Raw genomic sequence first — 13,892 nt, 5'->3', positions numbered from 1 at the left:
ATGTTCCCTCAGGCGATCGATCGACTACGCGGAGTATGCAAGTTTAGCTGTCACCATGTAATGGGTTGATAGCGCATTGTAATCACAGTGCTCGTTCTGTGCTCGTCCTGAGAGTCCCACAAGTCGACCTCGCGGGCGGAGCCGTACGAGTGCCGTATAGCTACCTGATCAGTGTTTTATCCCGGGAATCCCGTCAGTGGTGGACTTAGTGGACGGTGACCTCGGGACCCGGGCTCTCGTCGAGGTCGTCGAGGTCGATCTCGACGCCCATGGCCTCCGCGAGACGCAGCGCCTCCTCGATGAGGGTCTCGACGATCTGGGACTCGGGCACCGTCTTGATGACCTCGCCCTTGACGAAGATCTGGCCCTTCCCGTTGCCCGAGGCCACGCCGAGGTCGGCCTCGCGCGCCTCGCCGGGGCCGTTGACGACACAGCCCATGACCGCGACCCGGAGCGGGATCTTGAGCCCGGTGAGACCGGCCTGCACCTGCTCGGCCAGCGTGTAGACGTCGACCTGGGCCCGGCCGCACGACGGACAGGAGACGATCTCCAGACCGCGCTCGCGCAGGTTGAACGACTCGAGGATGCCGATGCCGACCTTGATCTCCTCGACCGGCGGGGCGGAGAGGGACACCCTGATCGTGTCGCCGATGCCTTCGGACAGAAGCGCCCCGAAGGCGACCGCGGACTTGATGGTGCCCTGGAACGCGGGCCCGGCCTCGGTCACACCGAGGTGCAGGGGGTAGTCGCACTGGGCCGCGAGCAGGCGGTATGCCTGCACCATCACCACCGGGTCGTTGTGCTTGACCGAGATCTTGATGTCCCTGAAGCCGTGCTCCTCGAACAGCGAGCACTCCCACAGCGCCGACTCGACGAGCGCCTCCGGCGTGGCCTTGCCGTACTTCGCGAGCAGGCGCGGGTCGAGCGATCCGGCGTTGACGCCGATGCGGATGGGCACGCCGTTGGCGGCGGCGGCCTTGGCGATCTCGCCGACCTTGTCGTCGAATTTCTTGATGTTGCCGGGGTTGACCCGGACGGCGGCGCACCCCGCCTCGATGGCGGCGAACACGTACTTCGGCTGGAAGTGGATGTCGGCGATGACGGGGATCTGAGACTTCTTGGCGATGACCGGAAGCGCCTCCGCGTCGTCCTGCGAGGGCACGGCCACGCGCACGATCTGGCATCCGGCCGCGGTCAGCTCGGCGATCTGCTGGAGGGTGGAGTTGATGTCCGCGGTAACGGTCGTGGTCATCGACTGCACGGAGACCGGTGCGTCACCGCCGACCGGAACCGAACCCACCATGATCTGCCGGGAAACCCGGCGGTCGGCGATCGGCTTGGTCCGAACGGAAGGGATGCCCAGCGCAACAGGTGTCATATTTCAGCCTCAGAATTGTTCGACGACACTGAGAGTCATACATCCACGCGGACAGAGGTGTCCGGCAGCGGGGGATGATGAACGCTCACCACAAGTCTAGGCAGTACAGGGCCCAACTCGGGCATGTCAGTCATAACGCACACATACATCACGTTTATCCTGCAGTGATCTCCTGAGCCCTCGCACGTGCCCATTGGTCGGCCGCGAGCACTTCGTCCACCGAGCCCACCGGAGAGACCTCGTGCTCCTCCACCACCTTGGCCACGGTGTCCACAATGCCGAGGAACGGCAGCCGCCCCTGAAGGAAGGCGTCCACGCACACCTCGTTGGCCGCGTTGAAGACGGCAGGAGCCGTACCCCCCTCCGAACCGACGTGGCGGGCCAGCGCGATCGAGGGGAACGCCTCGCCGTCCACCGGCTCGAAGGTCCACGTGTGAGAGCGGGTCCAGTCGATGGAGGGCGCCGCGTCGGGTACCCGGTCCGGCCACCCCAGGGCGAGAGCGATCGGAAGGCACATGTTCGGCGGGCTCGCCTGGGCGATCACGGAGCCGTCCACGAACTCGACCATCGAGTGGACCACCGACTGCGGGTGCACCATGACCTCGATGCGGTCGAAGCCGATGTCGAAGAGGAGATGCGCCTCGATAATCTCCAGGCCCTTGTTGACGAGGGTCGCGGAGTTGACGGTGACCACCGGCCCCATCGACCACGTCGGGTGGGCGAGCGCCATCTGCGGCGTCACCGCCGACAGCTCCTCCCGCCGCTTCCCCCGGAAGGGCCCACCGCTCGCGGTGACCACGAGGCGGCGTACGGCATGAGCCCGCTCGCCGTCCGGCCCGCCCGCCCACAGGCACTGGGCCAGCGCCGAGTGCTCGGAGTCGACCGGCAACAGCCGGCCGGGCCGGACCAGGCGCTTGACCAGCGGCCCCCCGATGATGAGGGACTCCTTGTTCGCCAGGGCGAGCGTCCGTCCGGCCTCCAGCGCGGCCAGCGTCGAGGTCAGTCCGAGGGCGCCCGTCACACCGTTGAGGACCACCTCGCAGGGTCGGCCGGCCAGCTCGGCGACCCCTTCCGGCCCCGCGAGCACCTCCGCGCGCGAGCCGTGGGCGGCCAACGCCTCCCTGAGAGCGGGCACGGCCCCCTCGTCGGCCACGGCGACCGCACCCGCACCGAACTCGGCCGCCTGCCGGGCCAGCGGTTCGACACGCGATCCGCCCGCGGCGAGTCCCGCGACGGTGAACCGGCCGGGGTTTCTCGCGATCACGTCAAGCGCCTGCGTGCCGATGGACCCGGTGGACCCGAGCAGGATCACCGAACGGCTCATGTCTGACTTCACTCCCTTATTCTGCCCGCCCCTACCCCCTCGCTGTACCCCTCGGGTGCCCTCAAACCCCATAGAACTCCCATGAATCAACCCACATTTCACCTGGAGTCACCCCGCGATCCACGGGGATCCACGGGGATCTGCAGCGATCTGCAAATGCCTGGCAATGTGGTGACCAACCGGACAGTTCACCGAATATCGCCCCACGCGAATCCGCCCGCACCTTCCGGGAGAACACCGAATCAGCACTCACGCACATGCCGATAAATCGGCTTGTGCCCGGCTTATGCCGTACCGAAATGAATTCCCCACAATGTCCAGTCCAGGACCGAGCGATTTACCGAAAGTAGCCACAAGAACACATGTTGTAGTCCACACTCGGTTCCCATGACCTCAAGCCTCCCCCCGCTTGCGGCCGTTCCGCTTGTCATCGGGCTCATGGGCGCGCCCTTGAGCGGCACGACCGCCCCGGTTCCGCCGCTGCGGACCGATCCGGCCTCCCTCGTCGACATCGTGGGGCACACCGCCGTGGACAACGGCGCCGAACAGCGCCGCGTGCTCGGCTACTGGACCCCGGAACGCATGGCCAAGGCCCTGCCCGCGGAACTGCTCGGCGGCGTGGGCCGCGCCGTACGCGGACTCGCCGCGGCGGGTCGGGGGCCCGCCGCGATCCGGCACACCGGCGCCGCGACCGACCCGGAGCCGGCTCCGGCTCCGGCTCCGGCTCCGGCCACCGTGCCCGTCTCGCAGTCGCGCGCTCCCGCCGCCTCCACCGCCGGGTCTCGGTGGACCGCCGGCGGCTCCGTGACACGCACCACCGGCCGGGTCTTCCTCACCTTGGGCGGTGTCGACTTCGTCTGCTCGGCGAGCACGGTCCGCAGCGCCAACAAGGACGTGGTGGTGACCGCCGGCCACTGCGTCAAAGACGGCAAGGGCGCCTGGGCCGACAACTGGACGTTCGTGCCGGGCTACCAAGCCGGGCGCAGGCCGCACGGCACGTTCACCGCGCGGCGCATGTTCGTGGCGGGCCCGTGGTCGCGCGACGGCGACGACAGCTACGACGTGGGCATGGTCGCCCTCAACACCTCGGGCGGCAAACACGTGACGGAGGTCGTCGGAGCGCAGGAGATCGCCTTCAACGGCGCCCGCGGCGGCGCGGTCTACGGCTTCGGCTACCCGGCGGACCGCCCGTACGACGGGCAGAACCTCGTCTACTGCGCCGGCAGGCTCGCCTCCGACCCGCATCGCCAGACTCGGGACCAGGGCCTGCGCTGCGACATGACGGCGGGGTCGAGCGGCGGCCCGTGGCTCAGCGGGTTCGACGCCCAGTCGGGGCGCGGCACCATCACGTCGGTGAGCAGCTTCAAATACAGCGACGACCAGAAGACGATGTACGGCCCTTACTTCGGCGAGTCGGCCAAGCAGCTCTTCACCACGGCCGAACGCGCCTGACGACCGTCCTCCCACCCGCCTCCGGGGCCGCGCATCTCCCCGGCCCCGGCTCCACGCAGCGGTGTGTCAGAGGGTGAGCCCGGTGAGCACCATGACCTTCTCGTAGGTCATGTCCTCCATGGCCGAACGCACGCCTTCGCGCCCCACGCCCGATTCCTTGACTCCGCCGTAGGGCATCTGGTCGGCACGGTACGAGGGCACGTCACCGATGATCACGCCGCCTGTCTCCAGTTCCCGGTTCGCCCGGAAGGCCACGTCCAGCGAGCGGGTGAACACACCGGCCTGCAGGCCGTACGCGGAGTTGTTGACCAGGGCGAACGCCTCGTCCATCCCGTCGACCTCCTGGATGACCATGACGGGTCCGAAGACCTCCTCACGCACCACGAGGGCGTCCGCGGGCACGTCCGCGAGGACGGTGGGGGCGACCACCGCGCCGTCGCGGGTGCCGCCGGCGAGCAGGCGGCCTCCGGCGGCGACGGCCTCGCCGATCCACGCCTCGACCCGCTCGGCGGCGGCGACGGAGACCAGCGGCCCGACCTGAGTCGCCTCATCGGCGGGGTCGCCGGTGACGAGCCCCTCGACCGCCTTGAGGAGCCGCTCGACGAACTCCTCCCGCACCGACCGCTCGACGATCACACGCTGTACGGCGATGCAGCTCTGGCCCGCCTGGTAGTTCGAGAACAGCGCGACCCGCGACGCCGCCCACTCCAGGTCGGCGTCGGCGAGCACGATGGCGGCGGCGTTACCGCCGAGCTCCAGCGTGACGTGCTTGCGCGGCACCCGGTCCATAATCGCGAACCCGACGGGCCCCGACCCGGTGAACGACACCACCGGCAGGCGGGGGTCTTCGACCAGCCCCGCCGCGCGGTCGTTCGGCACCGGCAGTACGGAGAACATCCCCGCGGGCAGCTCGGTCTCGGCCAGGATCTCCCCCAGGACCAGCGACGACAGCGGGGTGGCGGGCGCGGGCTTGACGATGACCGGCGCGCCCACCGCGAGGGCGGGGGCGACCTTGTGGGCGACGAGGTTCAGCGGGAAGTTGAACGGGGTGATCGCGAGCACGGGTCCGCGCGGGACACGGGTCACGTAGGCGAGCCGGCCGGTGGCGGCGGGTTCGGTGTCGAGGCGCTGCGTCGAGCCGCTGAACCTGCGGGCCTCCTCGGCGGCGAAGCGGAACGTCGCGACGCCCCGGCCCACCTCGGCGCGGGCCCACAGGATCGGCTTGCCGTTCTCGCCGGTGATCAGCCGCGCGATCTCCTCGGAGCGCTCGGCGAGCCGCCTGGCCACGTGGGACAGAGCTTCCGCACGCACGTGGATCGGAAGGGCCGCGGCCTCCTGCCGTACGGCATGAGCCGCGGCGACGGCCTCCTCGACCTGCGCCGGGGTCGGCACTGAGTAGACGCCGACGGCGCGGCCGTCGAGGGAGTTGGTCACAGTGAGCTCGCCGTCCCCGGTGGCGGGGCGCCCGGCGAGCCAGAAGGGGCGCACGTCCATGTCCTCGACGCTATGCCACTCCGGCCGCACCGGCCTTACTCCACAGTGAACAACAGGTGGGCGTGACCTCACCGTTACGCATAAAAGTTATTGTTGAGAAAATCCACAACTGAACTTGGTCTATATCCTGATGTTTCCGCACGTATGACGGTTTGAACGATCTCCTGCACGGTTAAGTCACGATTGGCGGGTCACCAGTGCGGGGGACCCAGGAGTAGAAGGGCACAGCCAGCCATGACCTCGTCGGCCCCGCTCGGGCTGCAGGGTGCCTACCTCGTGGGGGAAAGGGCATCCCACGACGAGCTTCGGACCCGCTTACTCGAAGTGGCAGGCAACCTACTCCTCACCCAAGGCCCCGACAGTCTGTCCATGCGCCGCATCGCCACCGAGGCCGGCTGCTCCACCACCGTCATCTACACGATGTTCGGCAGCAAGGAGGGACTCGCCGAAGCGCTCTACCTGGACGGATTCGAGCGGTTCCGACGCCGCATGGAGGCCGTCCCCGTCCGCAAGGACCCCCTGGAATACCTGGTCGCGCTCGGCCCCGCCTACCGGGAGGCGTGCCTGGACGAACCCGGTTACTACAGCCTGATGTTCGAACGCGCCATTCCGGGATTCGAGCCCAGCGAACGGGCACGCACCCTGGCCAGGGCCGCGCTCAACATCCTCGACCGGGTGATCGCCGACTGCATCTCCGCCGGATACATCGTTCCGACCCAGCCGCGGAAGATCGCCGACGCCCTCTGGGCCGCGGCGCAGGGCGCGATCAGCTTGGAACGTGCCGGACACCTGCGGGGCAGTGACGTCTACACCGCCGTCACCACGGCCACCATCAACAATTACCGCGTCAAGAAACCGGGACCCGGGGCCACACGCTGAGCGCGATCCACAACTCCGCCCGGGTGCTCGGATCGTCGAGGTCTCGGCCGAGCAGTTCGGCGACCCGGCGCATGCGGTAGCGCAGCGTGTGCCGGTGCACCCCGAGACGCTGCGCCGCGGCGTCCCAATGGCCGTTCTCGGCGAGATAGGCGCGCAGCGAATCGACGAGGTCCGCGCGCGAGCCGTACCCGGAAAGCGGCGCGAGCAGCGCCGAGGCGAACGTGGCCGCGCTCTCGGCGTCCACCAGGGACAGCAGTCCCCGGCCCGCGAGATCGGCGAAGCGCACGACCGCGACCGGGCCCCGGCGCGCGGCGGCGAGCGCGCGGTTCGCCTGGTCGAGCCCCGTGACCAGAGCCGCCGGCGACACCGGCTGCCCGACGCCGGTCGGTCCGAGCCGACCCAGCGCCCGGGCGACCCCGTCGGCCTCGTCCTCGGCCGCGAGCACCACCACCTCCTCGCCGGCCGCGGCGGCGAACACGGGCGGCGGAACGGCATCCAGCATTACCTCGGCCTCCCCCTCGGCGGCGACGACCGTGATCTGCCCGGCGGGCAGCGTCTCGTCCAGCCCCGCCAGCACCTCCACCGCCGATTCCGTCTGCCCGGCGAGCAGCAGCGAGAGTACGGCGGAGCGCACCCGCCTCTCCGCCGCCACATGCCGCCGGCCCTGCTCCAGCGCGAGGGTGAGCAGCGAGGCCGCGGCGTTGACGACAGTGTGCGCGATCGGCGTGAACGCGTCCCCCCCTCCGACCGCGAAGTAGCCGCGGAGGCGGCGAGGCCCGCCGAGAGGATGCACCACCACGTGTTCGCCTGGCGCCACCAGGGACAGGCTGGCCGGTGCCCCCTGCGACGCCAGCCGCTCCCACTCCAGCGCGAGCGCCTCCGTCCTCGCCCCGCGCGTCGCGTGGACGACCCGGCCCTTCTCGTCGAGCAGCGCCGCCCACCCGCCGACCTCCCTGGCCAGCCTGTCGACGACGGCGAACGTGCCTTCGGGCTTCAGCGCGGCGCGGGTCAGCCTGCCCTGCGCGGCGAACGCCCGGCTGATCTCGGCGTACTGCTCGGCGGCCAGCAGCTCGCTGACCACCTTGCCGATCGCGATGAACGCCGTCTCACGCGGCACCTCAAGCAGCGGTAGGCCCGCCTGTGCGGCGGCCTCCACCAGCTCCCCCGGCACGTCGTCGTGCCCGATTCCGACCCCGAAGCCGAGCCCGGCGGCCCCGCCCCCGACGAGCCGCGCGACGTACGGCGTGGCGTCCCCCTCGGCCATACGCATGCCGGTGGTGAGGACCAGTTCGCCGCCTTCCAGGAAAGGGGTCGGGTCCTCAAGCTCACTCACCGCGACCCAGCGGACCTCCCGGTCGAGCCCACGCTCGCCGGCCAGCACACGCAGCCGGAGCGAGGAACGTCGCACCACAGTGTGCAGCGTCGGCGCCATGCCCAAGCCCCCGAGTTGTACATTCCGGCCAACCAACTCCGACCTATTGTGCCATAGCGACATATCGGCAGGTGGAGATGGTGCACGTAATGTCAGCAGCATGAGTAACCCGCAGGGCAGCCCGTCACTGCCGCAGGAGCGCCGACTCGTCACCGAGATCCCCGGCCCCAAGTCCAAGGAGCTGTTGGCCCGCAAGCAGTCCGCGGTGCCGCCCGGCATCGGCACGACACTGCCGGTCTTCGTGACGCGGGCGGGCGGCGGCGTGCTGGTCGACGCCGACGGCAACTCCCTCATCGACTTCGGTTCCGGCATCGCCGTGACCAACGTGGGCAACGCGGCCCCCCGCGTCGTCGAGCGGGTGCAGAAGCAGGTGGCCGACTTCACACACACGTGCTTCATGGTCACGCCGTACGAGTCCTATGTCGCGGTTTGCGAGCAGCTCAACCGGCTGACCCCGGGCGACCACGAGAAGCGGACCTTCCTCGTGAACACCGGCGCCGAAGCGGTGGAGAACGCGGTCAAAGTGGCCAGGCACGCGACCGGCCGCCAGGCCGTCGTCGTGTTCGACCACGGCTACCACGGCCGCACCCTGCTCACCATGACACTCACGGCCAAGAACATGCCGTACAAGCACAGGTTCGGGCCCTTCGCCCCCGAGGTCTACCGGGTGCCGCTGGCCTATCCCTTCCGCTGGCCCGGCGGCCGGGAGAACTGCGCCGCCGAGGCCGCCGCACAGGCCATCGACGCGATCAACAAGCAGATCGGCGCCGAGAACGTCGCCGCCGTCGTCATCGAGCCCATCTCGGGCGAAGGTGGGTTCATCGAACCGGCCAAGGGCTTCCTGCCGAGGATCGCCGAATTCTGCCGGGAGAACGGTATTGTCTTCGTCGCCGACGAGGTGCAGACCGGCTTCGCGCGCACGGGCGACCTGTTCGCCTGTGAAGACGAGGGCGTCGTGCCCGACATCATCTGTACGGCCAAGGGCATCGCCGGCGGCCTCCCCCTCGCCGCCGTCACCGGCCGGGCGGACCTGCTCGACAAGGTCCACGTCGGCGGGCTCGGCGGCACCTACGGCGGCAACCCGCTGGCCTGCGAGGCCGCCCTGGCGGTGCTGGAGTCCATCGAGGAGGACCGGCTCGTCGAACGCGCCCGCCACATCGGCGACATCATGCTCCCCCGCCTGCACGACATGGCGGAGCGCTACGACATCATCGGCGACGTCCGCGGACGAGGCGCCATGATCGCCATCGAGCTGGTACGGCCCGGCACCACCGAGCCCGATCCCGCCGCCACCGCCGAGGTCGCCAAGCGCTGCCACGCCGAGGGACTCCTCGCGCTCACCGCGGGCACGTACGGCAACGTCCTGCGTTTCCTGCCCCCGCTGGTCATCCCGGACCACCTCCTTGAGGAAGGGCTCAACATCCTGGACAAGGCCATCGGCTCCCTCTGATTAACCCCAAAAAGGGGCACCCGGCTTGAGGCTGGGTGCCCCTTTTGTGGTTTTGGCGCGCACAGAGTGGCCGTGATTTAACCCGGTCTTGACGTCTCACTAGACGATCTCAAGAAGGCGCAGGGTTATAACGGTTCCGGTACAAGGCAGGCCGATCACCGAAAGGGAGCGTGATGAACTTTGATCCGACCGAAACGGCACGGATCATGTTGACCTTCGACCCTGTGCCTCTCAGCTGGGCACAGCGCGACGGCGACGCCTGTGTCGTCTGCCATAAGAAATGGCCCCGTCCCCGCGTCCGCGTCGGCCGGCTCCCCGACAGTGCCGTCGTGTTCGCGTGCCCCGACTGCGCCGACGCGCTACTGTCGCCGCCCGTCAGGCCCGGACCGGCTCCGGCGTCTGCTCGCGCACGCCCCACGGCGAGCCGTACTGCTTGAGCAGGCCCAGGAAAGGCGCGGCGTCGAACGCCTCAGGTCCGAAAACCCCCGTCCCCGCCCAGACCCCACCCGCCACAAGCTCCAGCGCGACCACGGGATGCACCGCGGTCTGCCACACCACGGCCTGCGAGCCGTACTCGTCCATCGTCCACGCGTTGTCCACCACGTGGTAAAGGTAGACCTCACGCGGACGCCCGTCCTTGCCCGTGCCCTTCACCCACGTGCCGGCGCAGGTCTTGCCCCGCATCCGGTCACCCAGTCCCGCCGGATCGGGCAGCCGCGCCGCGACCAGGTCGCGCGGCGAAACCTCGACACCACCGACCCTCACCTTGTCGGTGCTGTCCAACCCCAGCTTGTGCAGGATCTTCAACACCCCGATGAACTCCTCCCCCAGCCCGTACTTGAACGTCACCCGCCTCACATCCAGGAAGCGCGGGATCAGCAGCACCTCCTCATGCTCGACGTTCACGCACTCGACCGGCCCGATGCCCTCGGGAAAGTCGAACACCTCGGGCCCGCTGAACGGCTCTGTCGTGCGCCAGGATCCGTCCTCCCAGATCACGGGCGGGTTCAGGCACTCCTCGATGGTCGTCCAGATGGAGAACGTCGGAGCGAAGTCATAACCGTCCACGACCAGGTTCGACCCGTCGCGGACACCGATCTCGTCGATCTCCGAGAAAAGCTGGTCCGCCGCATACCGCGCGAACACATCGGCCAGGCCCGGCTCCACCCCCATCCCCACCAGGGCCAGCCGTCCCCGGTCCCGCCACCTGCCTTCCAGCTCGAACTGCTCGTCGCCGAGTTTGACCCCCGTCAGCTCGTACGGCCTCGCCGGATGGGGCCTGGACAGCGACATCGCCATGTCGAGGTAGTCGACTCCGGCCCGTAACGCCGCCCTGAACAAGGGCATGGTGAACCGCGGATCGACCGCGTTGAAGAGCACGTCACAGCGGTGCTCGCGCAGCGCGGCCACGACCGCGGCCTCGTCCGCCGCGTCGAGCGCGATGGCGCTGAAACGAGGGTCGGCGACCTTGGCGACCGCGGCGGCGGCCCGGCCCTGTTTACAGTCGGCGACCACGATGTGTTCGAAGAAATCTCGGCGGCACGCGATCGGCACCACGGCGGAGCCCACCCCGCCGGCACCTACCAGAAGGATCCTCATGCACCGACCGTAGCAACTGACTGGTCAACCAGTCGATAGTGAAGACAGCGCCAACCAGCACCACACAGCACGAAATCAGTTGCCAAAATCAGCGATCACCAAGGAAAGCGAACCCCGGAGCAGCGCACGCCCCTCAGGAGCCGGCCGTCGGCCTCACCAGATCGCGCCACTCGCGGCTCCACTCCTCGAAGTCCGTGCACGTGCCGTCCTGGGCCTTGCACTCCTTGGCCGGCGGAACCGCGAAATAGACGTCGCGCAGCCGCCGCTCATCCCCCGCCGGATAGATCTCACACATCCGCCGGGCCTCCCCCTCACACGCCCGCGTGTTCGCCGGGGCCAACCCCGTCCACGCCGCCGCCCGCCCCTGCACCTCAGCCGAGGTCATGTGAGAAATCCACCGATACACACACGTGGGGCTCGACGCCTGCGACGACATCATCCAGGAATCCACCCACCCCGTCGTCGGCAACCCGCCCGCCACACGCAACCGCGTGCCGGCCTTGCCCAACACGCCGCGCTGGTGAGGCAGCACCTGCCCCGTCACGGCCCCGCGGCCACCGTCCGGCACGAACGCCTCCACCGCGTCGACCGCGTCCTTCCAATACACATGGCGTGCCTTCCCCGCCTTCAGCAGCCCCACCGCCCGGTCAAGCTGCCGCTCACTCAACTGGAAAGGATCCTTGATCCCAAGTCTGTCCTTCAGCGCCAACGCCGCCAGCGCGATGGTCAACGGGGTGTCCCTGAGCGCCACCTTGTCCCCCAGGAGAAGATCGCCCCAGCTCTTCGGCTTGCCGCCCGTGCCCACCGGCTCATACGTGCCCCACAGGAACGGCACCCCGAACACCTTGTCGCCGTCCGCGAGCGGCTTCAACTTGCGCAGCCGCTTCGACAACTCGCCGTACCCCTTGACCTGCGACGTGTCCAGCTCCTTCACCTTGCCGTCCGCGACCAGGCTCCCCGTCATCTCGGGCGGAGCGGACACCACGTCATAGGTGCCCCCACGCATATAGGCGGCCATCTCCTCCGCGGTCTGCACCGAATCCAACTTCGCGATCCGGCACCCCGACTCCCGCTCAAAAGCCGACACCCAGTTCAACCTCGGGTCGACCCCACCCCACTCCGCATAACTCCGGAACGTCAAAATGCGTAGAGTCCCCTGGCTCGGCGGCGTCGGAGTCGGAGTCGCCCCCGGCTTCGGCGTCACCCTCACCGACGTCGCGTTCCGGGCCTCCCCCTCCACCCCGCACGCGGCCAGCAGCACCCCTGCCGCACCCACAACCGCCACCATCCGCGTACGGCGAAGCCGGCCACCCGCCACCACAACCCTCCCCTTCCTCCAGCCGCCACCGCGAACCCACGCCACCAAGCGGCCATCCGCCGTACGGCACAGCCGGGAGCCTACCGGCCCCCGCCCCTCCCACCCGCCACACACAGCAAAGGGGTGCGGGCCCTTACGAACCCGCACCCCATCCCCTATCTCAAGGAGATCGCCCACCTACACGGCTAGGACATCTTCCTCACCGCGCACGGCGGAACCTCAGCCGCCACCGGAGCCTCGGTCACACACTGCGGCAACGGCTCCTCCTCGGCACATGGCGGCGTGTCACCCGCCCCGTCCGAGCAGGTGTCCGCCCCACAGCACTGCGCCTCAGCCCCAGCCGGACCCTGCGGCCCGGCAGGCCCAGCCTCGCCCCTCGGACCAGCGGGCCCAGCAGCTCCGGCAGGTCCGGCCTCGCCCTTCGGACCGACAGCTCCAGCGTCGCCCTTAGGACCAGCCTCACCAGCGTCGCCCTTAGGACCAGCCTCACCAGCGGGACCCTGCGGACCGACAGCTCCAGCCTCACCAGCCGGACCCTGCGGACCAGCATCGCCCTTCGGACCCTGCGGGCCAGCCTCACCCGTCAGACCGATCGCTCCCTGAGGACCTGCGGGCCCGACAGGACCGACCGGTCCAGCAGTGCCGGGCATACCGCTAGGCCCGGAAGGACCGGCGAGACCGCGGTCTCCCTTGGGTCCAGTGGGGCCGGCAGGCCCGGCAGGACCAGGCTCTCCCTGGGGTCCCTGAGGACCAACAGGACCGATGTCGCCCTTGTCGCCCTTGTCGCCCTTCGGCCCAGCAGGACCCTGAGGTCCGGCCTCGCCCGTGTCACCCTTCGGACCGTCCGGGCCGGGAATACCCTGCTCGCCCGTGTCGCCCATGTCACCCTTCGGACCGGCGGGACCGGCAACGCCTTGCTCACCCGTGTCGCCCTTCGGACCGACCGGACCTGGAGTGCCCTGGTCACCCTTGGGACCGATAGGGCCAGCGGGGCCTTGAGATCCTGCGGGACCCTGCGGACCGGCGACACCCTGCGAACCGGTCTCGCCCTTCGGACCCTGAGGACCAGCCTCGCCCGTCAGACCCGTGTCACCCCTCGGTCCAGCAGGACCCTGCGGACCGACAGCACCCGCCGAGCCGGCCGGACCCTGAGGACCGGCCTCGCCCTTCGGACCCTGAGGACCAGCGACACCCGCCGAGCCGGCCGGACCCTGAGGACCGACCTCACCCTGCAGACCCGTGCCACCCTTCGGACCGGCAGGACCCTGCGGACCTGCGGGACCGGTGAGGCCGATAAGACCGGCCACACCCTGCTCACCCTTCGGACCAACCGGACCCATCGGCCCAACCGGACCCTGCGCACCGGTCTCGCCCTTCGGACCCTGCGGACCAACCTCGCCCATCAGACCCGTGTCACCCTTCGGACCGGCAGGACCCTGAGGACCTGCGGGACCAGCCAGGCCCTGCGCACCCGTCTCGCCCTTCGGACCCTGCGGACCAGCGACACCCGCCGAGCCGACCGGACCCTGAGGACCGACCTCACCCTGCAGACCCGCGTCACCCTTC

11 protein-coding genes are annotated in these 13,892 nt (G+C 69.4%); 4 read left to right on the top strand and 7 right to left on the bottom strand.

Features of this window, described 5'->3' with window-relative positions:
- Nucleotides 1-205 precede the first annotated feature (205 nt).
- Both ispG and dxr read right to left on the bottom strand, forming a co-directional pair.
- Entirely contained in the window at nt 206-1,378 is a 1,173-nt protein-coding gene (gene ispG, locus BLQ73_RS01850; protein WP_093167592.1) for a flavodoxin-dependent (E)-4-hydroxy-3-methylbut-2-enyl-diphosphate synthase, read from the bottom strand.
- Between the two features lie 154 nt (nt 1,379-1,532).
- Nucleotides 1,533-2,702 carry a 1-deoxy-D-xylulose-5-phosphate reductoisomerase gene (gene dxr, locus BLQ73_RS01845; protein WP_093167590.1) on the bottom strand — a complete coding sequence of 390 codons (1,170 nt, stop codon included), beginning with the start codon at nt 2,700-2,702 and terminating at the stop codon, nt 1,533-1,535.
- A gap of 387 nt (nt 2,703-3,089) precedes the next feature.
- On the opposite strand from dxr, the gene BLQ73_RS01840 reads away from it, so the two are divergent.
- Nucleotides 3,090-4,154 carry a trypsin-like serine peptidase gene (locus BLQ73_RS01840; RefSeq protein ID WP_093167588.1) on the top strand — a complete coding sequence of 355 codons (1,065 nt, stop codon included), beginning with the start codon at nt 3,090-3,092 and terminating at the stop codon, nt 4,152-4,154.
- A 66-nt stretch (nt 4,155-4,220) separates the two neighbouring features.
- Here BLQ73_RS01840 and BLQ73_RS01835 read toward each other — a convergent pair whose 3' ends face one another.
- On the bottom strand, nt 4,221-5,648 hold the full coding sequence (locus tag BLQ73_RS01835; protein WP_093168107.1) for an aldehyde dehydrogenase family protein: 1,428 nt from the start codon (nt 5,646-5,648) through the stop codon (nt 4,221-4,223).
- Nucleotides 5,649-5,882: 234 nt separating this feature from the next.
- Here BLQ73_RS01835 and BLQ73_RS01830 point away from each other — a divergent pair, with 234 nt between their 5' ends.
- Nucleotides 5,883-6,527, top strand: a complete 645-nt coding sequence (locus BLQ73_RS01830) for a TetR/AcrR family transcriptional regulator (protein ID WP_093167586.1) — start codon at nt 5,883-5,885, stop codon at nt 6,525-6,527.
- On the opposite strand, the gene BLQ73_RS01825 is transcribed toward BLQ73_RS01830, so the two are convergent.
- Nucleotides 6,496-7,938, bottom strand: coding sequence for a PucR family transcriptional regulator (locus BLQ73_RS01825; protein WP_338056584.1), 1,443 nt, complete (start codon nt 7,936-7,938; stop codon nt 6,496-6,498). The genes BLQ73_RS01830 and BLQ73_RS01825 overlap by 32 nt on opposite strands.
- 121 nt (nt 7,939-8,059) lie before the next feature.
- On the opposite strand from BLQ73_RS01825, the gene gabT reads away from it, so the two are divergent.
- The gene (gene gabT / locus BLQ73_RS01820) at nt 8,060-9,409 is read left to right on the top strand and encodes a 4-aminobutyrate--2-oxoglutarate transaminase (RefSeq protein WP_093167582.1); all 1,350 of its coding nucleotides are present in this window, start codon (nt 8,060-8,062) and stop codon (nt 9,407-9,409) included.
- Between the two features lie 375 nt (nt 9,410-9,784).
- Here gabT and BLQ73_RS01810 read toward each other — a convergent pair whose 3' ends face one another.
- The 3 genes from BLQ73_RS01810 to BLQ73_RS33055 form a co-directional block, all read right to left on the bottom strand.
- A complete protein-coding gene (locus BLQ73_RS01810) occupies nt 9,785-11,008 on the bottom strand; it encodes a saccharopine dehydrogenase family protein (RefSeq protein WP_093167580.1) in 1,224 nt (407 codons plus the stop codon).
- A gap of 133 nt (nt 11,009-11,141) precedes the next feature.
- A complete protein-coding gene (locus BLQ73_RS01805) occupies nt 11,142-12,326 on the bottom strand; it encodes an extracellular solute-binding protein (protein WP_143020078.1) in 1,185 nt (394 codons plus the stop codon).
- A 241-nt stretch (nt 12,327-12,567) separates the two neighbouring features.
- Complete coding sequence (locus BLQ73_RS33055; protein ID WP_218125582.1) at nt 12,568-12,876, bottom strand: hypothetical protein; 309 nt, start codon at nt 12,874-12,876, stop codon at nt 12,568-12,570.
- A gap of 445 nt (nt 12,877-13,321) precedes the next feature.
- On the opposite strand from BLQ73_RS33055, the gene BLQ73_RS33050 reads away from it, so the two are divergent.
- Nucleotides 13,322-13,892, top strand: a 571-nt coding sequence (locus tag BLQ73_RS33050) for a hypothetical protein (RefSeq protein WP_218125581.1), incomplete at its 3' end; no start/stop codon positions are given.

Origin of the sequence: Sinosporangium album, from assembly GCF_900100605.1 — a bacterium.
GTDB classification, from domain to species: Bacteria; Actinomycetota; Actinomycetes; order Streptosporangiales; family Streptosporangiaceae; genus Sinosporangium; species Sinosporangium album.
This window is presented reverse-complemented; position numbering and strand designations above follow the sequence as displayed.